This window comes from Cellulosimicrobium sp. BMG9.23 (assembly GCF_059159985.1).
The window spans coordinates 223,844-242,890 of sequence record NZ_JBZGBZ010000007.1; the positions used below are offsets into that span (position 1 = coordinate 223,844).

The 19,047-nt window shown below is 73.7% G+C and carries 17 protein-coding genes; 4 read left to right on the forward strand and 13 right to left on the reverse strand.

Going from position 1 to position 19,047, the window contains the following annotated elements:
• The 4 genes from AC4H2G_RS13960 to AC4H2G_RS13975 all read left to right on the forward strand — a co-directional run bounded on the left by AC4H2G_RS13960 (position 1) and on the right by AC4H2G_RS13975 (position 5,507).
• Positions 1-1,857 carry a phospho-sugar mutase gene (locus AC4H2G_RS13960; protein ID WP_494366326.1) on the forward strand — a complete coding sequence of 619 codons (1,857 nt, stop codon included), beginning with the start codon at positions 1-3 and terminating at the stop codon, positions 1,855-1,857.
• A gap of 62 nt (positions 1,858-1,919) precedes the next feature.
• Positions 1,920-2,981 carry a deoxyribose-phosphate aldolase gene (deoC, locus tag AC4H2G_RS13965; protein WP_494366327.1) on the forward strand — a complete coding sequence of 354 codons (1,062 nt, stop codon included), beginning with the start codon at positions 1,920-1,922 and terminating at the stop codon, positions 2,979-2,981.
• Between the two features lie 25 nt (positions 2,982-3,006).
• Positions 3,007-4,491 carry an aldehyde dehydrogenase family protein gene (locus AC4H2G_RS13970; RefSeq protein WP_494366328.1) on the forward strand — a complete coding sequence of 495 codons (1,485 nt, stop codon included), beginning with the start codon at positions 3,007-3,009 and terminating at the stop codon, positions 4,489-4,491.
• Entirely contained in the window at positions 4,491-5,507 is a 1,017-nt protein-coding gene (locus AC4H2G_RS13975; protein WP_494366329.1) for an aldehyde dehydrogenase family protein, read from the forward strand. Before AC4H2G_RS13970 ends, AC4H2G_RS13975 begins: the two co-directional genes overlap by 1 nt.
• Positions 5,508-5,811: 304 nt before the next feature.
• Here AC4H2G_RS13975 and AC4H2G_RS13980 read toward each other — a convergent pair whose 3' ends face one another.
• The 13 genes from AC4H2G_RS13980 to AC4H2G_RS14040 form a co-directional block, all read right to left on the reverse strand.
• Positions 5,812-6,942: an adenosine deaminase gene (locus AC4H2G_RS13980; protein ID WP_494366330.1), complete on the reverse strand. Its 1,131-nt coding sequence runs from the start codon at positions 6,940-6,942 to the stop codon at positions 5,812-5,814.
• A 51-nt stretch (positions 6,943-6,993) separates the two neighbouring features.
• Entirely contained in the window at positions 6,994-7,233 is a 240-nt protein-coding gene (locus AC4H2G_RS13985; protein WP_463105852.1) for a hypothetical protein, read from the reverse strand.
• A gap of 94 nt (positions 7,234-7,327) precedes the next feature.
• Positions 7,328-8,317 (reverse strand): hypothetical protein, encoded by a 990-nt coding sequence (locus tag AC4H2G_RS13990; RefSeq protein WP_494366331.1) that lies wholly within the window; start codon positions 8,315-8,317, stop codon positions 7,328-7,330.
• Entirely contained in the window at positions 8,314-8,640 is a 327-nt protein-coding gene (locus AC4H2G_RS13995; RefSeq protein WP_494366332.1) for a DUF202 domain-containing protein, read from the reverse strand. Before AC4H2G_RS13995 ends, AC4H2G_RS13990 begins: the two co-directional genes overlap by 4 nt.
• Positions 8,637-9,095, reverse strand: a complete 459-nt coding sequence (locus AC4H2G_RS14000; protein WP_494366333.1) for a YidH family protein — start codon at positions 9,093-9,095, stop codon at positions 8,637-8,639. Before AC4H2G_RS14000 ends, AC4H2G_RS13995 begins: the two co-directional genes overlap by 4 nt.
• 2 nt (positions 9,096-9,097) lie before the next feature.
• Positions 9,098-10,432, reverse strand: coding sequence for a thymidine phosphorylase (locus tag AC4H2G_RS14005; RefSeq protein WP_494366462.1), 1,335 nt, complete (start codon positions 10,430-10,432; stop codon positions 9,098-9,100).
• 17 nt (positions 10,433-10,449) lie between these two features.
• The gene (locus AC4H2G_RS14010; protein WP_494366334.1) at positions 10,450-10,923 is read right to left on the reverse strand and encodes a cytidine deaminase; all 474 of its coding nucleotides are present in this window, start codon (positions 10,921-10,923) and stop codon (positions 10,450-10,452) included.
• A 7-nt stretch (positions 10,924-10,930) separates the two neighbouring features.
• Entirely contained in the window at positions 10,931-12,238 is a 1,308-nt protein-coding gene (locus AC4H2G_RS14015; RefSeq protein WP_494366335.1) for an ABC transporter permease, read from the reverse strand.
• Positions 12,235-13,560 carry an ABC transporter permease gene (locus tag AC4H2G_RS14020; protein ID WP_494366336.1) on the reverse strand — a complete coding sequence of 442 codons (1,326 nt, stop codon included), beginning with the start codon at positions 13,558-13,560 and terminating at the stop codon, positions 12,235-12,237. Before AC4H2G_RS14020 ends, AC4H2G_RS14015 begins: the two co-directional genes overlap by 4 nt.
• On the reverse strand, positions 13,557-15,158 hold the full coding sequence (locus AC4H2G_RS14025; protein ID WP_494366337.1) for an ABC transporter ATP-binding protein: 1,602 nt from the start codon (positions 15,156-15,158) through the stop codon (positions 13,557-13,559). The genes AC4H2G_RS14020 and AC4H2G_RS14025 overlap by 4 nt, the downstream gene beginning before the upstream one ends.
• Positions 15,159-15,272: 114 nt before the next feature.
• Complete coding sequence (locus AC4H2G_RS14030) at positions 15,273-16,367, reverse strand: BMP family lipoprotein (RefSeq protein ID WP_494366338.1); 1,095 nt, start codon at positions 16,365-16,367, stop codon at positions 15,273-15,275.
• A gap of 245 nt (positions 16,368-16,612) precedes the next feature.
• Entirely contained in the window at positions 16,613-17,836 is a 1,224-nt protein-coding gene (locus tag AC4H2G_RS14035; protein ID WP_494366339.1) for an amidohydrolase, read from the reverse strand.
• Positions 17,833-19,002 carry a mannose-1-phosphate guanylyltransferase gene (locus AC4H2G_RS14040; RefSeq protein WP_494366340.1) on the reverse strand — a complete coding sequence of 390 codons (1,170 nt, stop codon included), beginning with the start codon at positions 19,000-19,002 and terminating at the stop codon, positions 17,833-17,835. The genes AC4H2G_RS14035 and AC4H2G_RS14040 overlap by 4 nt, the downstream gene beginning before the upstream one ends.
• Between the last annotated feature and the right edge of the window lie 45 nt (positions 19,003-19,047).

Consider the following 19,047-nt stretch of genomic DNA (forward strand, 5'->3'; position numbering starts at 1 on the left):
ATGACCGAGCGTGCCACGTCCCCGCGGGGGAGGACGTCCCGGGCCGGGGTGCCCGCCGACGCCACCGACGACCCGTCGTTCGACCCGGGATCCGTCCACGCCGCGTTCCTCGAGCGCGTCGCCGCGTGGATCGACGACGACGTCGACGCGGGCGACCAGGCGGACCTGCGCCACCTGCTCGACCTCGCCGACTCCCCCGACCCGCGCAAGCACGACGTGCGCCGCGCGGCGCTCGCCGAGCTGCGCGACCGGTTCTCGGGCCCGCTCGAGTTCGGCACGGCCGGCCTGCGGGGGGCGATGGCCGCCGGGCCGCACCGCATGAACCGGGCCGTGGTCGTCCGGGCCGCCGCGGGGCTCGGCGCCTACCTCCTCGACGCGCTGGGTCCCGACGCGCGACCTCGGGTGGTCGTCGGCTTCGACGCACGCCACCGCTCGCGCGCGTTCGCCGTGGACACTGCCGCGGTCCTGACCGCCGCCGGTCTCGACGTGTCGGTCCTGCCGAGCGCGCTGCCGACGCCGGTCCTCGCGTTCGCCGTGCGCCACCTCGGCGCGGACGCGGGCGTCATGGTCACCGCGAGCCACAACCCGCCCGCCGACAACGGGTACAAGGTGTACCTCGGCGGCCGGGTCGTCACCGACGGGGGTCAGGGCGCACAGATCGTCCCCCCGTACGACGCGCGCATCGCCGCGGCGATCGACGCCGTCGGGCCGGCCCGCTCGGTCCCCCGGGCCCGCGACGGGTGGACCGTGCTCGAGCGGGACGTCGTCCGCGCCTACGCCGCGTCCGTCCTCGCACTGTCCGACGGCGCCCCCCGCCGGCTCACGGTCGTCACCACCGCGCTGCACGGCGTGGGCGGCGCCGTCGTGGCGCACGTCCTGCGCGAGGCCGGGTTCGCGCACGTCGTGCCGGTCGAGGAACAGCTCGACCCGAACCCCGACTTCCCGTCGGTGTCGTTCCCCAACCCCGAGGAGCCGGGCGCGATGGACCTCGCGCTCGCCTACGCGCAGGATGCCGGCGCCGACGTGGTGCTCGCCAACGACCCGGACGCGGACCGGTGCGCCGTCGCGGTCTACGACCCGCGCGTCGGGACGTACCAGGGCGCCGAGACCGCGCGGTCGAACGGGTGGCGCACGCTGCACGGCGACGAGGTCGGGGCGCTGCTCGGGGACGACGTCGCGCGGCGGGCCGCCGCCTCGGGCGCGGCCGGCGGCGTGCTCGCGTGCTCGGTCGTCTCCTCGCGCCTGCTCTCCCGTATCGCGGCCTCCTACGGCCTCGGCTTCGCCACCACGCTCACCGGGTTCAAGTGGATCAGCCGCGTCGACGACCTCGTGTTCGGCTACGAGGAGGCGCTCGGCTACTGCGTCGACCCCGCGCACGTGCGCGACAAGGACGGCATCAGCGCCGCCCTGCTCGTCGCGCAGCTCGCGAACCGGCTCAAGGCCGAGGGCAGGACGCTCGTCGACGCGCTCGACGACCTCGCGCGGCGGCACGGACTGCACGTGAGCGACCAGCTCTCGGCGCGGTTCACCGACCTCGACCGCATCGGCGACACCATGACGCACCTGCGCTCGGCGCCGCCGCGCACGCTCGCGGGCGCCGGGGTGACCGACGTCGCCGACCTGTCCGCGGGGCTCGACGGCCTCCCACCGACCGACGGTGTCCGGCTCCTCACCGCCGACGCGACGCGCGTCATCGTGCGCCCGAGCGGGACCGAGCCCAAGGTGAAGTGCTACCTCGAGGTCGTCGTCCCGGTCGCCGCGGACGCGTCCCACGACGACCTCACCGCGGCCCGCGCGTTCGCCCGGGAACGCATCGACCGCGTGAAGGCCGACATGTCGCGCGCGCTCGGCCTCTAGGTGCCGCGGTCGGCAGTGCCACGCCCGGGCCGCGGCACCGTACCGACGGGTAACCTGGGGCGATGAGCACCACGACACCGCCGTCGGTCCGGGAGACCGGCCCGGCGGGCTCCGACGCGGCTCCGGCGACCCCGGCACCCGCCGACCGTCCCGCCACCGCGATCGCCGACCTCGCCCGCTCCGTGACCGGCTCCGCCGTCCTCGACGACACAGGGTGGCGGCGCTACCTGCACGGCCTGCCGGGCGTGGACAAGGTCGGCGCCGACGGCCGCGCCGCGATGCTCGGCACGCGCTCGATCAAGACGACGTCGAAGGCCTGGGCGCTCGACACGATCGTCCGCATGGTCGACCTCACGACGCTCGAGGGGGCCGACACCCCCGGAAAGGTCCGGGCGCTCGCCGCCAAGGCCGTGCGGCCCGAGCCGAACGACCCGACGTGCCCGGCCGCCGCAGCGGTGTGCGTCTACAACGACTTGGTGCCCGTGGCGGTCGAGGCGCTCGCCGGGACGGGCGTCAAGGTCGCCGCCGTCTCGACGGCCTTCCCGTCCGGACGCGCGAGCCGTGCGGTGCGCCTCGCGGACACCCGCGAGGCCGTCGAGGCGGGCGCCGACGAGATCGACATGGTCATCGACCGCGGTGCGTTCCTCTCAGGCCGGTACGAGCAGGTCTACGACGACATCGTCGCCGTGCGCGAGGAGTGCCGCGCGAACGGGCGCCACGCCCACCTCAAGGTCATCCTCGAGACGGGCGAGCTCGCGACGTACGACAACGTCCGGCGCGCGTCGTGGCTCGCGATGCTCGCGGGCGCCGACTTCATCAAGACCAGCACGGGCAAGGTCGCCCCCGCCGCGACGCTGCCGGTGACGGTCGTCATGCTCGAGGCGGTCCGCGACTTCCTCGCGCTCACGGGCGTCCAGGTCGGCGTCAAGCCCGCGGGCGGCATCAAGACCTCCAAGGACGCGATCAAGTACCTGGTCGCCGTCAACGAGGTCGCCGGCCCGCAGTGGTTGGACCCGGACTGGTTCCGGTTCGGCGCGTCGTCGCTGCTCAACGACGTGCTCATGCAGCGCAACAAGCTCGCCACGGGTGCCTACTGGGGCCCGGACTACGTGACCGTCGACTGAGCGGAACCCGAGGACAGCACGCACCATGACTGCAACCCCAGCCCAGAGCACCACGCCCGCCACCTCACCGTTCGAGTACGCGCCGGCTCCCGAGTCGCGCGCCGTCGTCGACATCGCGTCGTCGTACGGCCTCTTCATCGACGGCGAGTTCACGCCCGCGTCCGACGACGGCGCCTTCAAGACCGTCAACCCGGCCACCGAGGAGGTGCTCGCCGAGGTCGCGGAGGCCACCGAGGACGACGTCGACCGCGCCGTCCGCGCCGCGCGCCGCGCCCAGGAGAAGGTCTGGGGCCCCATGCCGGGCCGCGAGCGCGCGAAGTACCTCTTCCGCATCGCCCGCCTCCTGGCTGAGCGCGCCCGCGAGTTCGCCGTCCTCGAGACGCTCGACAACGGCAAGCCGATCCGCGAGGCGCGCGACGTCGACGTCCCCACCGCCGCCGCGCACTTCTTCTACTACGCGGGCTGGGCGGACAAGCTCGAGCACGCCGGCTACGGGTCCGCGCCGCGCCCGCATGGCGTCGCCGCCCAGGTCATCCCCTGGAACTTCCCGCTGCTCATGCTCGCGTGGAAGATCGCACCGGCGCTCGCGACGGGCAACACGGTGGTGCTCAAGCCCGCGGAGACGACGCCCCTGACGGCCCTGCTCTTCGCCGACCTCCTGCGCCAGGCAGAGCTGCCGCCCGGCGTCGTCAACATCGTCACCGGTGCCGGCGCCACGGGCGCCGCCCTCGTCGGTCACCCGGGCGTCGACAAGGTCGCGTTCACCGGGTCCACGGCGGTCGGCAAGCGCATCGCACGGGAGATCGCCGGGACGCGCAAGCACGCGACGCTCGAGCTCGGCGGCAAGGCCGCGAACATCGTGTTCGACGACGCTCCGGTCGACCAGGCGATCGAGGGCATCGTCAACGGCATCTTCTTCAACCAGGGCCAGGTGTGCTGCGCCGGCTCGCGGCTCCTCGTCCAGGAGTCGATCGCGGAGGAGCTCGTCGAGCGCCTCAAGTCGCGCCTCGGCACGCTGCGCGTGGGCGACCCGATGGACAAGAACACCGACGTCGGCGCCATCAACTCACCGCAGCAGCTCGCCCGCATCACCGAGCTCACCGAGGCGGGCGTCGCCGAGGGCGCGACCCGGTGGAGCCCGGCGTGCGAGCTGCCGGAGGCGGGGTACTGGTTCGCGCCGACGCTCTTCACCGGCGTCTCCGCGGCGCACCGCATCGCGCGCGAGGAGATCTTCGGTCCGGTCCTCAGCGTCCTGACCTTCCGGACGCCGGCCGAGGCCGTCGCCAAGGCCAACAACACGCCTTACGGGCTCTCGGCGGGGATCTGGACCGAGAAGGGGTCGCGCATCCTCTGGATGGCCGACCGGCTGCGCGCGGGCGTCGTGTGGTCGAACACCTTCAACCGGTTCGACCCGACGAGCCCGTTCGGCGGCTACAAGGAGTCCGGCTACGGCCGCGAGGGCGGCCGGCACGGCCTGGCGTCCTACCTGATCGAGGGGAGCACCTACTGATGGCCCGCACCAGCACGAGCGGCGGCAGGACCACGACGGCGGCCGGCACCGCGGCCAGCGCGACCGGCACCGCGTCCGGCTCCGCGGCCGCCCGCCCGGCGCGGTCCGGTTCCGCGCCGGAGCGCCTCGGCGTCCGCAAGACGTACAAGCTCTACGTCGGCGGGAAGTTCCCCCGCAGCGAGTCGGGGCGCACGTACGAGGTCGTCGACGCGAAGGGTCGCTTCCTCGCGAACGTCGCGCAGGGCTCGCGCAAGGACGCGCGCGAGGCCGTCGTGGCCGCGCGCGCTGCGCAGCCCGGCTGGGCCGGCGCGACGGCGTACAACCGCGGGCAGGTGCTCTACCGCGTCGCCGAGATGCTCGAGGGACGTCGCGACCAGTTCGTCGCCGAGGTCGCCGCCGGGGAGGGCCTGACCGCACGGCAGGCGGAGACCGCGGTGTCCGAGGCGATCGACCGCTGGGTCTGGTACGCGGGCTGGACCGACAAGGTCGCGCAGATGGCGGGCTCCGCGAACCCCGTCGCCGGCCCGTACTTCAACCTGTCGTCGCCCGAGCCGACGGGCGTGGTCGTCGTCCTCGCGCCGCAGCGCTCGTCGCTCCTCGGACTGGTCTCGACGATCGTCCCGCCGCTGGTCACGGGGAACTCCGTGATCGTCGTCGCGAGCGAGGACCGCCCGATCCCGGCCGTCACCCTGTCGGAGGTCCTCGCCACGTCCGACGTGCCGGGCGGCGTCGTCAACGTCCTCACGGGCCGCACGAAGGAGCTCGCTCCCCCGCTCGCTTCGCACCTCGACGTCAACGCGATCGACCTCGCCGGAGCCGTCGGGGCCGGCGGCACCACGGGCATCACCTGGGGTGAGCTCGAGGCCGCCGCCGCCGACTCGGTCAAGCGCGTCCTGCGCCCCGCCGTCGACCGCCGCGGCAACGACGCCGAGCCCGACTGGACCGAGTCCCCGCTCCCCCAGCGCATCCTCGCCTACACCGAGATCAAGACAGTCTGGCACCCCAAGGGCATCTGACCCGCCGAACACGACTCTGGTGCCGTTGTCCACGCGACAACGGGCACCAGAGTCGTTCTCGCCGCTGACGACCCCCGTACTACCTCGCGCGACCTGCGTACTGCCTCGCACGACCCACGTACTACCTCGGCGGGTATGGCGCGCCGAGGGAGAGGTGACATGACGGACGAGCGGCCGGCGCGGAGGGGGCGCGGGTCGTGGTGGGTCTGGCGGGAGCCGCGAGGAACGAGCGGCGGATGGTAGACCCGCGCCCCCTCCGCAGAGGCCGCGGACCCCACCCGTGACCGCCAGACGACCACAGACCTCAGACCTGCGCGCCCTCGACCAGCTGGTACCCCGGCAGGATCACGTCGTCGACGAGCGCGCGACGCTCGTCGTGGTGCACGAACGCGCTCCACGCCGCCGTCATGGTGACGTCGGCGAGGTCGTCGATGGTCCATCCCGCCTGCTCGACGAGGAGCGTCATCTCCTGCGTCATCGACGTGCGCGACATGAGCCGGTTGTCGGTGTTGAGCGTGACGGCGAAGTCGAGCTCCTTGAGGCGCGTGATCGGGTGGTCGGCGATCGACGTCGCGGCGCCGGTCTGGACGTTGGACGACGGGCACAGCTCGAGCGGGATCTGATGGTCCCGGACCCAGTGCGCGAGGAGCCCGAGCGCCGCGGTGCCGGGCTCTCCCTCGACGCTGTGCGGGTGGGTGGGGTCGAAGGTGATGTCCTCGACGATCCGGACCCCGTGGCCGATGCGACCGGCCTGGCCCAGGTGCACCGCCTCCGCGATCGACTCCGGGCCGGCGGCCTCGCCCGCGTGGATCGTCACCGGGAAGTTGTTCTGCGCGAGGTAGCCCCAGATCTCGGCGTGCCGCGAGGGCGGGAAGCCGTCCTCGGCGCCGGCGATGTCGAACCCGACGACGCCGTTGCCGCGGTTCGCGACGGCGAGCTCCGCGATCTCCTGCCAGCGGTCGGCGTGCCGCATCGCGGTGACGAGCTGCCCGACGCGGATCGTGCGGCCCTCCGCCGCAGCCGCCGCGACGCCCTGCTCGATGCCGGTCTGCACGGCGTCGACGGTCTCCTGGAGCGTCAGCCCGCGCTGGAGGTGCTGCTCGGGCGCCCAGCGCTGCTCGGCGTAGACGACGCCGTCGGCGGCCAGGTCCAGCACGGCCTCGCGCGCCACGCGCGCGAGCGCCTCGGGGGTCTGCATGACGGCGATCGTGTGGTCGAACGTCTCGAGGTACCGCACGAGGGAGCCGGAGTCTGCTGACTCGGCGAACCACGTCGCGAGAGACTCGGCGTCGTGGGCGGGCAGCTCGTGCCCGACGTCGGCCGCGAGCTCGAGGATCGTCGCGGGGCGCAGCCCTCCGTCGAGGTGGTCGTGGAGCACGACCTTGGGCAGGGCACGGATGACGTCCGCCGTGAGCGGACGGTTCTCGGTGGTCATGCGCTCACGGTACCGGCCGAGGAGCTCGCGGGCCGGTCAGGTGTCGTCCCGTCAGGCGTAGTCGTCCTCGGCGCCGGGGACGGCCGACGCCTGCTCGACGACGTCCGCCTCGCTCGCCTCCCCGTCGAGGTCGGGCCGTGCCGAGCGGGGGCGGTAGTCGTCGGGCTCGTGCTCGGGGTCGTCGACGCCCGTGTCGTCGGTCTCGACCTCCTCGACGAGGCTCACCGCTTCCTCGTCCTGCTCGACCAGGCCGGCGTCGCGCCAGGTGTTCTCCCCCGGGACCGTGCTCATGTCGACTCCTTCCGCGTGGCGGGTGGTGCCCATCCATCCTCACGCGGGCACCCCTCGGTCGCCAGCCGGTCCGGTGTTGCCCACGTCCTTGTCGTCATGGGGTGGGCAGGACGGCCCACACGACGTGCGGCCAGTCGCCGAGCGCCCGCCGCACGGCGGGGACGTCCGCACCCGCCGCGAGGTGCGCGGCGTCGAGCCGGTGCACCGTGCCCGACGACGGCTCGTAGACCCAGCAGCGTCGCACCCCGGCCGACGTCTCGTCGGTCGGCGCCGGGTCGGCTGCCACGAGGAGCACGACATGTCGCGGCACCGCCGCGGCGAGGCCGCCGGACAGGTCGCCGCCGGTGAACAGCGGCACCGGGATCCCGCGAGCCGCCGTGTCGAGGGCGGCGTCCAGCACCGCGAGCCGGCGACCGCCGTCGACCACGTGGTGCGTGAACCGCGCGTCGGCGTACCGCGCGGTGCGCGCCGCACCCCACGGCGGCGTCCCGAGAGCGCCGGGCCACGGGAACGGCCCGAGCGCGCGTCGGCCCGTGCGCGCCTTGACGACCTGCTGCAGGCGACGCCACCGGTGCTCGGCCCCGGCTGGCGTGCCGTCCCCGGGTGGTCGATCCCCGGCCGCGGGCGGACCGGGAACGGGATCGGTGCCGGTGGACGCGGTGCTGGCGTCGTCGAGCACCACGCCGGTCACGAGCCAGAGGGCGAGCGCGGGGTCGCCCGCGGCGGCGAGCAGCGCGAGCGCGGCCGAGCCGCACGTCGTCCCGTCGACCTGCCGCGCGAGCGCGCCGCCGAGCGTGAGCGGGCGGACGACGGGCCCGCCGGCGCGCGCGAGGGACGGGCCCCGGCCGAGCGGGTCGACGACCTCGTGACGCACCTCGACCGACAGTGCCGGTAGGGCACGCGCGAGCTGAGCGACCACGCCGTCCGGGTGCCCGGCGGCGCGCGCGCGGTCGAGCGCCCCCGCGACGGTGAGCGACGCACCGAGGCCGGGCGGGGTCGGCCGCGCACGCGTCGGCAGCGGTCGCGCACCGACGTCGAGCAGCGAGGCGAGGGACGTGAGCCGCAGCCCGCCGAGCGCGCTCATGCCGCGCCGAGCACGCGCGCGAGCGCCCAGGCGGCGCCGATGCCCGCGAGCGCGAGCACGAGCGCGACGAGGCGTACCAGGAAGGACCACGAGCGCAGGCGCCCGTGCGACGGCAGGCCCCCCGTCGGCGGGCGCAGCACCGCCGGGACCAGCGTCAGCACCGCGACCGCGGCGGCTGCCCACACGACGAGCGCGTGGCCGCTGCGCAGCCCGGCCGCGCCGAGCAGGAGCGCGCCGACCACGACGCCGAGCACCGAGCGCTGCCAGGCGAGGGCGGTGCGCTCGGGCTGGAGCCCTTCGTCGCGCGCGGCGGGGTCGCTCACGGCAGGGCGCCGGCCTCGCCGAGGCCCGCCGCGACCGAGTAGCCCGCGATGAGCACCGCGAGCAGGATGACGCCGCTCACGAGCAGGGGGAGACCACCGGGCGCAGGCAACGGCCGCCGCAGCCGGAGCGCTCGCTCGTTGCGGCGCCACGACACGAGGGCGTACAGGGCGCACGCGGCGCCGACGAGGCACGCCACCGCGGCGACGAGGTCGACCAGCCCGGGGAGGTCCGCGAAGGTCGAGAACGACGTGAGGGCCACGCCTCCGGCGACGAGGCCCACGCCCGTCCGCACCCACGCCAGGGCCGTGCGCTCGTTCGCGAGGCTGAACCGCGCGTCGGGCTCCGTGCCCACGCCGTAGACGGAGCGCGGGCGACGGTCGTCGGCCGGAGCCTCCTCGCCCGTCGGCCGCTCGGTCCGCGGTCCCGGCGGCCCACCCTCCTGGGGGCCCGCCACGGTCAGCCGACGCGGTCGAGGACGACGGGCCCCGGCGCGACGTCGCTGCCGGGCGGGGCGATCTCCCACGCCCCCTCGAGCGCCTGCACGGCCCGGTCGAACCGGTCGGGCGTGTCGGTGTGCAGGGTCATGAGGTGCTGGCCCTGGCGCACGACGTCGCCCGGCTTCGCGAACAGCTCGACCCCCGCCCCGGCCTGGACGACGTCCTCCTTGCGGGCGCGTCCCGCGCCGAGGCGCCACGCGGCGACACCGACGGCGTAGGCGTCGAGCCGGGACATCACGCCGTCGTGGTCCGCGACCACGTGCTCCTTCTCGCGTGCGACGGGCAGCGGCGCGCGCGAGTCGCCGCCCTGCTCGGCGATCATCTCGCGCCACTTGTCGAGCGCCCGGCCACCGACGAGGGCGTGCTGGACGTCGTCGGGGTCCTGGGGCCGGCCCGCCGCGGCGAGCATCTCGACGGCGAGCGCGACGGTGAGGTCCACGACGTCCTGGGGGCCCTTGCCCTGCATCACCTCGATCGACTCCCGCACCTCGAGCGCGTTGCCCGCCGTGAGGCCGAGCGGCGTCGACATGTCGGTGAGCAGCGCGACGGTCCGCACGCCGGCGTCGGTGCCGAGGTCGACCATCGTGCGCGCGAGCTCGCGCGCCGACTCGAGGTCCTTCATGAACGCGCCCGACCCGACCTTGACGTCGAGCACGAGCGCACCCGTCCCCTCGGCGATCTTCTTGCTCATGATCGAGCTCGCGATGAGCGGGATCGACTCGACCGTGCCGGTGACGTCGCGCAGCGCGTACAGGAGCCGGTCCGCGGGCGCGAGCCCCGACCCTGCCTGGCAGATCACCGCGCCGACGTGCTCGAGGGCGTTCATCATCTGCTCGGCGGTCAGCGAGGCGCGCCAGCCGCGGATCGACTCGAGCTTGTCGAGCGTCCCGCCCGTGTGGCCGAGGCCCCGCCCGGACAGCTGCGGCACCGCGACGCCGTACGACGCGACGAGCGGCGCGAGCGGCAGCGTGATCTTGTCCCCGACGCCGCCGGTCGAGTGCTTGTCGACGGTCGGGCGGGACAGGCCCGCGAAGTCCATGCGCTCCCCGGACGAGATCATGGCCTGCGTCCAGCGCCCGATCTCGGTGCGGTCCATGCCGTTGAGGTAGATCGCCATTGCGAGCGCGGCCATCTGCTCCTCGGCGACGACGCCGCGCGTGTACGCGTCGACCACCCAGTCGATCTGCGCGCCGTCGAGCAGCCTCCCGTCGCGCTTGGCACGGATCACGTCGACCGCGTCGAACGGCTCCTGCGCGGGACCGGTCTGCTCCTCGTCGGTCGCGCCACCCTGCACGGCCCCGTCGTCGCTGGTCACGAGCGCACCTCCAGATCGTCGGGCCCGAAGGCGTCGGGCAGCACGTCCCTCATCGTCTTGATACCACGCGCGGTGTCGACGAGCAGGTCGGGGCCGCCGTGCTCCCACAGGAGCTGGCGGCACCGACCGCACGGCATGATCGTGGCGCCACGGCCGTCGACGCACGCGAACGCCACGAGGCGTCCGCCCCCGCCGCCGACGAGCGCCCCCACGAGCGAGCACTCGGCGCACAGGGTCACGCCGTAGGCGGCGTTCTCGACGTTGCACCCCACGACGACGCGTCCGTCGTCGACGAGCGCGGCGGCGCCGACGGGGTAGCCGGAGTACGGGGCGTACGCCCGCGTCATGATCTCGCGCGCCGCGGAGCGCAGCGCCTCCCAGTCGACGGTGGGGCCCTCGTGCCCGACGCCGCCACCACCCGGGCGGGTGTCGTCGCCGGGGTGCGTCCCGCCGTCGGGCACGTGCGTCATCGCGACCTCACTTCACGTAGGGGATGCCCTCGGCGGCGGGCGGGCGGACGCGTCCCACGAGGCCGGCGACGGCGAAGATCGTCACGACGTACGGCGTCATGAGCATGATCTGGCTGGGGATGGGCGTCCCGACGATGCCGAGCACGACCTGCAGGTTGTCGGAGAACCCGAACAGCAGCGCGGCGATCAGCGCGCCGACGGGGTTCCACCGGCCGAGGATCATCGCGGCGAGGGCGATGAAGCCCTTCCCGCCGGTCATCTCCTTGCCGAAGGCGAGCCCCGCGGCGACGGTGAAGAACGCACCGCCGAGGCCCGCGACGGCGCCGCCGAGGATCGTGTTGCGGACGCGCGTCGCGTTGACCTTGATGCCCACGGTGTCGGCGGCCTTGGGGTGCTCGCCCACCGCGCGCAGCCGCAGGCCCCACCGGCTCTTGAAGAGGAAGACCTGGAGCAGGATCACGACCACGTACATGAGGTACACGAGCAGCGTCTGGCGGAACAGCACCGGGCCGACCACGGGGATCTGCGACAGGACGGGGATCTCGAGGACGGGCAGCGGCGTGCGCGTGTTCCACGTCGCGGAGTCCTCGGTGAGGACCGTCGAGTAGAGGTAGCTCGTGACTCCGACGACGAGCACGTTGAGCACGACGCCGACGATGATCTGGTTGACCCAGTACTTGACGGAGAAGATCACCAGGAGCACGCCGACGAGGGCACCGGCGATCGGTGCGGCGATGAGCCCGGCGTACGCGCTGGACGTCAGCGACGCGACGACCGCGGCGAGGAACGCGCCGGCGAGCAGCTGGCCCTCGATCGCGATGTTGATGATGCCGACGCGCTCGCACAGGACGCCGGAGAGAGCCCCGAAGACCAGCGGCACCGCGAGGAACAGCGACCCCTGGAGCAGCCCCGTCAGCGGGATCGACGACTTGCCGGCGCCCGCCCAGCAGAGGAACGCGAACACGACGAGGACGCCGAACACGATGGGGAGCCAGATGCCGACCTTGCGACGGTCCCACGCGGCCCAGGACGCCAGGCCCGCCAGCAGGAGCGCGAGGACCGACAGGAAGAGGGCCGCGCCGCTCGAGCTCACGGTGATCGGCGCGATCTGGAAGAAGTCGTCCGCCGTGGCGAGGCGGAACGTCGTCTCGCGCCCGCCGGGCGGGAGGATCGCGAAGAAGAACAGCGAGATGAGACCGATGACGGCGTAGGCGATCGGCGCGCGCCAGCTGATCGGGGGCAGAGGCTTGGCAGACGGCCGCGGTGCCGCGGGCTCGCCGGGAACGGTCGGGGCCGGGGTGGTCGCGGTGCTCATGCGCCGGCCTCCTGCGTCGTCGGGGTGGTCGGGGTCGTCGCGCGGTCGCGGCGGCGTGCCGCCTGCCGCTCGGCGCGCGTCGGGCCGCCCGGCGTCGGGAGCCGGAAGATCGCGCGGACCAGCGGCGGCGCGGCGATGAACAGCACGATGAGCGACTGGACGACGAGGACGATGTCGATCGGCGTGCCGGTCCGTGCCTGCATGGCGAACCCGCCCGCGCGGAGCGCACCGAAGAGCAGGCCCGCGAGGACCGTGCCGAGCGGCCGCGAGCGGCCCAGGAGGGCGACGGTGATCGCGTCGAAGCCGAAGCTCGCCGCGACCCCGGCCGTGAGGACCTTCTCGGTGCCGAGCACCTGGGCGGCGCCGCCGAGTCCGGCGAGTGCGCCGGCGATGGCCATGACCCAGACCGTGACCCACGGGACCGAGATGCCCGCGGTCCGTGCCGCGTGCGGGTTCTCGCCGACGGCGCGGAAGCGGAAGCCGAGCGTCGAGCGCTCCATGAGCCACCACACGCCGACGGCCGCCAGGAGGGCGAGGACGAACCCGAGGTGCAGCCGGTAGCCCTCGCCGAGCAGGAGCGGGAAGGTCGCGCTGCTGGGGATGGGCGGGCTGATCGGGTTGGAGCTGCCGGGTCGCTGGAAGGGCGGCGTCGTGAGCAGGTACGCGACCAGGTAGATCGCGATGTTGTTGAGCATGATCGTGACGATCACCTCGTGCGCGCCGGTGCGTGCCTTGAGCACGCCCGCGATGCCGGCCCAGATGGCGCCGCCGAGCGCCGCGCCGAGCACCGCGAGGAGCAGGTGCAGGCCGGGCGGGAGGGAGAACGTGAAGCCGATGAACCCGGCGAAGATGCCGCCGAGGATGATCTGCCCCTGGGCGCCGATGTTGAACAGGCCGGCACGGAAGCCGATGCCGAGCCCGAGCCCAGCGAGGATCAGCGGGACGGAGACCGTCATCGTCTCGGTGAGCGGCCGCAGCGCGCGCTGCAGGTCGGGCGCCTGGATGTTGATCACCGCGCCCTGGAACAGCGCGCTGTAGGCGCCGAACACCGCGTCCCACACGGCCTGGAAGAAGTCGGTGGGGCGCGCGAAGAAGTAGGTCGCCGCCTCCTGGACCTCCGGGTCGGCGGCGGCGATGAGGACGCCGCCGATCACGAGGGCGGCGACGATCGCGAGCAGGGAGACGAGCCAGCTGCTCTCGAGGATCTCGCGCAGCACGCCGCGCCCGGCGGGTCGCTCGGGCTTCGGCACGTCGCTCGGCGGTGCGGGCGTCGGTGGGACGACGGGCGTCCCCTCGTCGTCCGGGATGGCCTGCTGGGTCACTGGTCCTCCTCCTCGCGCTCGTCGCGCGGGACGGCGTCGGCCTCGAGATCGGCCCCGCCGAGGGTCGTGTGGTGCTCCGCGGCCTGGGCGACCGCCTCGTCGAGCGGGACTCCGGCCATCATGAGGCCGAGCACGTCGCGGTCGGTGCCACCGGGGACGACCCCGACCACCCGGCCGCGGTACATCACCGCGATCCGGTCGGCGAGCGCGAGCACCTCGTCGAGCTCGGTCGACACGATGATCACCGGGGTCCCGTTGTCGCGCTCCTGCACGACCCGGCTGTGCACGAACTCGATCGACCCGACGTCGAGCCCGCGCGTCGGCTGGGACGCGATGAACAGACGCAGCGGGCGCGACATCTCCCGTGCGAGCACGACCTTCTGCTGGTTGCCTCCGGACAGCGTGCCGGCGGGTGCCTCGACGGTCTGGGTGCGCACGTCGTACTCGACGACGCGCTGCTCCGCGTTCGAGCGGATCGCGCTCTTGTTCAGCGCCCCGGCGCTCGAGTAGGGGGCCGAGGTGAAGAGGTCGAGCACGAGGTTCTCCTCGACGGAGAACGTCCCGATGATCCCGTCGGTGCTGCGGTCCTCGGGCACGTAGCCGACGCCGGCGCCGAGCACGTCGGCGACGCCGCGACCCACGAGCTCCGCGCCGTCGAGCGTGATGGAGCCCGCGACGGGCCGGCGCAGGCCGACGATGGTCTCCGTGAGCTCGGTCTGCCCGTTGCCCTGCACCCCGGCGACGACGAGGATCTCCCCGCGCGCGACGTCGAGGCTCACCCGGTCGACGACCGGGGTCCCGAGCTCGTCCATCACCGTGAGGTCGGTGATGCTGAAGGTGGCGTCGCCGGGCTCGGCCGGGCTCTTGTCCACGCCGAGCGACACGGACCGTCCGACCATGAGCGACGCGAGCTCGGTCTCGCTCGCGCTCGGGTCGGCCGTGCCGACGACCTTGCCGCGGCGGATGACCGTGATCCGGTCGGCGACCGCGCGGACCTCGCGCAGCTTGTGCGTGATGAAGACGATCGAGGTCCCGGCGGCCTTGAGCTGGCGCATGATCGCGATGAGCTCGTCGGTCTCCTGCGGGGTCAGCACCGCGGTGGGCTCGTCGAGGATGAGCACGCGCGCGTCGCGCGAGAGCGCCTTGATGATCTCCACGCGCTGCTGCACGCCGACGGGGATGTCCTCGACCATCGCGTCCGGGTCGACCTCGAAGCCGAACCGGTCGGAGATCTCGCGCACGAGGGCGCGCGCGCGACGGGCGTCGATGAGGCCGCCGCCCTTGACGGGCTCGTGCCCCAGGGCCACGTTCTCGGCGACGGTGAAGACCGGGACGAGCATGAAGTGCTGGTGCACCATGCCGATCCCGGCGGCCATGGCGTCGCCCGGTCCCGTGAACGTCACCGGGACGTCGTCGACGAGGATCTCGCCGTCGTCGGGGTCGTACAGGCCGTAGAGCACGTTCATGAGCGTGCTCTTCCCGGCGCCGTTCTCCCCGAGCAGGGCGTGGATCTCGCCCGGCTCGATGACCAGGTCGATGTGGTCGTTGGCGACCAGGGACCCGAAGACCTTCGTGATCCCGCGCAGCTCCAGCTTCACCGGCTGCCCTCTCTCCGAACAGGGAACTCCATCGAACCGTACTTCCGCCGTCGCGGCGCAACATGGCGACGGTGGCCCGGGCGGGCTCGCCCGGGCCACCGTCTCAGCCTGTCGTCACGGGGTGTTCGTCGACTCCACGACGAGGTCGCCCGCGATGATCTGCTCCTGGTACTCCGCGAGCTTGTCCTGCAGCTCGGTGGGGACCGCGTCCTCGAAGTCGTGGAACGGGGCCAGGCCCACGCCCTCGTTCTCGAGCGTGCCGACGTACGGCTCGTTGGTGAAGTTGCCGTCGACCGACTCGCTCACCGTGTCGAAGACCGCCGGGCCGATCCGCTTCATCACCGACGTGATGATGAGGTCGCCGTACTCGGTGGTCAGGAACCCGTCGGAGTCGACCCAGATGATCTTGGCGTCACCGCTCTGCGCGGCCGCGGCCGCGCCGAGACCGACCGGACCGGCGACCGGCATGATGATGTCGGCGCCCTGGTCGATGAAGCCCTGGGCGAGGTTCTGGCCGTTCGCCTGGTTCTCGAAGTCACCGGTGAAGGAGCCCGTCTGGGCCTCCTTGTCCCAGCCGAGCGCCTTGACGTCGGTGCCCTCGTCCTCGTTGTACTTCGCGACGCCGTCGACGAAGCCGTCCATGAAGATCGCGACCGACGGGATCTGGATGCCGCCGAACGTCGCGACGGTGCCCGTCTCGCTCATGCCCGCGGCGAGGTAGCCCGCGAGGAACGCAGCCTCGGCCGTGTTGAAGAGGATCGGCTTCGCGTTGTCGAGCTCGACCGCGTTGAACTCCGCGTCGGAGAACGAGGAGTCGATGAGGGCGAAGTTCGTGTCGGGGTTCGCCTCGGCCGCGGACTGGATCGGGTCCTCGAGCAGGAAGCCCACGCCGATGACGAGGTTGCAGCCCTGCTGGACGAGGTTGTCGATGTTGGGCCCGTAGTCCGTGTCAGCCGACGACTCGACCTCGGTGGCGGTGATGCCGAGCTCGGACTCCGCCTGCTCCAGACCCTCGAACCCGGCCTGGTTGAACGACTGGTCGTCGAAGCCGCCCGCGTCGGAGACCATGCACGCCGAGAAGTCGGTGTTGCCTCCGGCCGTGTCCTCGCCGCCGCCCGTGGTCTCGTCGTCCTCCGGGGCCGCGCCGCACGCGGCCAGCGCGAGCGCGGCCGCGGCCGCGAGCGCGGAGAACTGCATTGCTCTCTTCACGATGAGCTCCTGTCGATGTCCGTCGCTGGCCGCCGGTCGTGACCGGGATCCTCCCGGGCGCCGTTGCGCGGGGGGACCTCGGGGTCCGTCGGCCTCTATGGACGGCAAGACTAATCAGCCGGATGCGTCCCGGACGTTACTTGTCGGTAACGCCGCTGCTTCGTTATGCAAGCGTCACTTTCCGTCTGAGGCGTGACACATCCCGGTCCACGGGTCGGGACCGCGCCCCTCGGGCCACCGCTCGCTCAGCCCAGGGCGACGCGCGCGAGCAACCGCGTCCCCGCGTCGATGGCGCGCTCGTCGACCTGGAGGTCGCCCTGGTGGATGTCGTAGGCACGCCCGCCGGGTGTGCGCGTGCCCAGCCGGGCCATCGCCCCTGGCACCTTCGTGAGGTACCAGGCGAAGTCCTCGCCGCCGAGCGACTGCTCCGTGAGCAGGACCGAGTCCGGCCCGAGGACGTCGCGCGCCGCGGCCTCCAGCAGTCCCGTGCACCGCTCGTCGTTCTCGACCGGCGGCACACCGCGCGTGTGGTGCACGGTCACCTCGACCTCGTACGGGGCGACGACCTGCTCGACGGCGTCGTGCAGCACCTGCCCGGCGAACTCCCACGCGCGCACGTCGAGGCAGCGCAGCGTGCCGCGCACCGTCCCGGTGCTCGGGATCGCGTTGTGCGCCGAGCCGGCGTGCACGGCGCCCCACGTGAGGTTGACCCCCGAGCGCGGGTCCAGCCGTCGTCCGAGCACGGCCGGGACCTGCGTGATGACCTGCCCGAGCGCGTACACGACGTCGCCCGTCAGGTGGGGCCGGGACGTATGGCCGCCCGGCGACGCGATCGTCACGGAGACCTCGTCGGACGCCGACGTGATGGGCCCGATCCGGGTACCGATGTAGCCCACGTCGACCTTCGGGTCGCAGTGGATCGCGAAGATCTCGTCCACTCCGTCGAGTCCGCCCGCGGCGATCACGTCGAGCGAACCGCCCGGCTGTACCTCCTCGGCGGGCTGGAAGATCAGCCGGACCCCGCGACGCAGCCCGACCTCGGCGTGCAGGTCCGCGAGCACGAGCCCCGCGCCGAGCACCGCCGCGGTGTGCACGTCGTGGCCGCACGCGTGCGCGACGCCGCTGACCGTCGACGCCCACGGCAGCCCGCAGCGGTCCTGCAGCGGGAGCGCGTCGAGGTCCGCGCGCAGCGCGACGCGTCCCGGTGCGGTCGTCGGGAGGCCGTCCGGTCCCGGGACGAGGTCGCCCGGCGCCGGGCCGACGTCGCACACGAGCCCGGTGCCGGGGAGCGGCTGCGGGTCGAGCCCGGCCGTCCGCAGGCGCTCGGCCAGGAGCGCCGTCGTCCGCGTCTCGGCGCGCGAGACCTCCGGGTGCTGGTGGAGGTCGCGCCGGATCCCGACGAGCTCGGCGGCGTGGCGCGCCGCAGCGCGCCCGAGCAGCCGGGCGAGGTCGTCCCGCCCGGCGCTCACAGCAGCTCGTCCATCCCCAGCTCGCGCACCGCGTCGACCATCGACTTCACCTGCTGCGCCCGGGCGCGCGTGGTGACGAGGAGGGCGTCGGGCGTGTCGACGACGACGACGTCGTCCAGCCCGAGGACCGTCACCACGCGGTCGCCGGCCGGCACGACGACCGAGCCCGCGCTGTCCCGGCGCACGACCTTGCCCGTGTCGCCCAGCACCTTCGAGCCCGCGTCGTCCACCGACGGGAGCAGCGCGGCGAGCGAGTTGAAGTCGCCGACGTCGTCCCAGCCGAACGTCCCCGGCACGACGGCGACGCCGCCCACGGCCGCGACCGGCTCGGCCACCGCGTGGTCGATCGCGATCTTCTCGAGGGCCGGCCACGTCTCGGCGAGCACGCGGTCGCGGTCGGGACCGTCCCACGCGGCGGCGACCGCGCGCAGCCCGTCGTGGAGCTCCGGTCGCTGGTCCGCGAGGTGCCCCAGGAGGACCGACGCGCGCACGATGAACATGCCCGCGTTCCACCGGTACTCGCCCGACGCCAGGTACTGCTGCGCCGTCGCCGCGTCCGGCTTCTCGGTGAAGCCCTTCACGTGCAGCGCGCTCGGCGCACCGTCGACGCCCAGGGAGTCGCCGCTGTGCACGTACCCGAACGCCGTCGAGGGCCGGGAGGCCGCGATCCCGATCGTCACGACGTACCCGGCGCGCGCGGCCTCGACCGCCTCCCGCACCGACGCCTCGAACGCGTCGTGCCCCGCGATGACCTGGTCGGCCGCGAAGGAGCCGATGACCACGTCGCCGTGCCGGCGCCCGAGCACGGCGGCGGCGAGCCCGATCGCCGCCATGGAGTCGCGCGGTGACGGCTCGGCGAGGACGTTCTGCGCCGGCAGCGCGGGCAGCTGGGTCCGGGCCGCGGCGACGTGCCGCTCCCCCGTGACGAGGACGACGCCCTCGTCGCCGGTCAGCGGCGTCAGCCGGTCGACCGTCGCCTGCAGCAGCGTGCGCCCCGACCCCGTGAGGTCGAGCAGGAACTTCGGTGCCGTGGCCCGCGACAGCGGCCACAGCCGCGTTCCGGCGCCGCCCGCGGGGACCACGGCGTAGAAGTCGGCGATCGGCGAGCCGGGCCCCCGGGAGGCGGTCGACGGCGTGGCGGAGGGCTGGGCGGGCGAAGGGACCATGAGGGCAGCATAGTGAGGGCGAGGGCTCCCCCGTCGGCTGTGGGA

Bases quoted from the DNA above. Each gene is read 5' to 3' on its own strand.
- AC4H2G_RS14040 (WP_494366340.1), bottom strand. From the start codon at position 19,002: ATGGTCCCTTCGCCCGCCCAGCCCTCCGCCACGCCGTCGACCGCCTCC.
- AC4H2G_RS13980 (WP_494366330.1), bottom strand. From the start codon at position 6,942: ATGACCACCGAGAACCGTCCGCTCACGGCGGACGTCATCCGTGCCCTG.
- AC4H2G_RS13985 (WP_463105852.1), bottom strand. From the start codon at position 7,233: ATGAGCACGGTCCCGGGGGAGAACACCTGGCGCGACGCCGGCCTGGTC.
- AC4H2G_RS13960 (WP_494366326.1), top strand. From the start codon at position 1: ATGACCGAGCGTGCCACGTCCCCGCGGGGGAGGACGTCCCGGGCCGGG.
- deoC (WP_494366327.1), top strand. From the start codon at position 1,920: ATGAGCACCACGACACCGCCGTCGGTCCGGGAGACCGGCCCGGCGGGC.
- AC4H2G_RS13990 (WP_494366331.1), bottom strand. From the start codon at position 8,317: ATGAGCGCGCTCGGCGGGCTGCGGCTCACGTCCCTCGCCTCGCTGCTC.
- AC4H2G_RS13970 (WP_494366328.1), top strand. From the start codon at position 3,007: ATGACTGCAACCCCAGCCCAGAGCACCACGCCCGCCACCTCACCGTTC.
- AC4H2G_RS14010 (WP_494366334.1), bottom strand. From the start codon at position 10,923: ATGACGCACGTGCCCGACGGCGGGACGCACCCCGGCGACGACACCCGC.
- AC4H2G_RS13975 (WP_494366329.1), top strand. From the start codon at position 4,491: ATGGCCCGCACCAGCACGAGCGGCGGCAGGACCACGACGGCGGCCGGC.
- AC4H2G_RS14015 (WP_494366335.1), bottom strand. From the start codon at position 12,238: ATGAGCACCGCGACCACCCCGGCCCCGACCGTTCCCGGCGAGCCCGCG.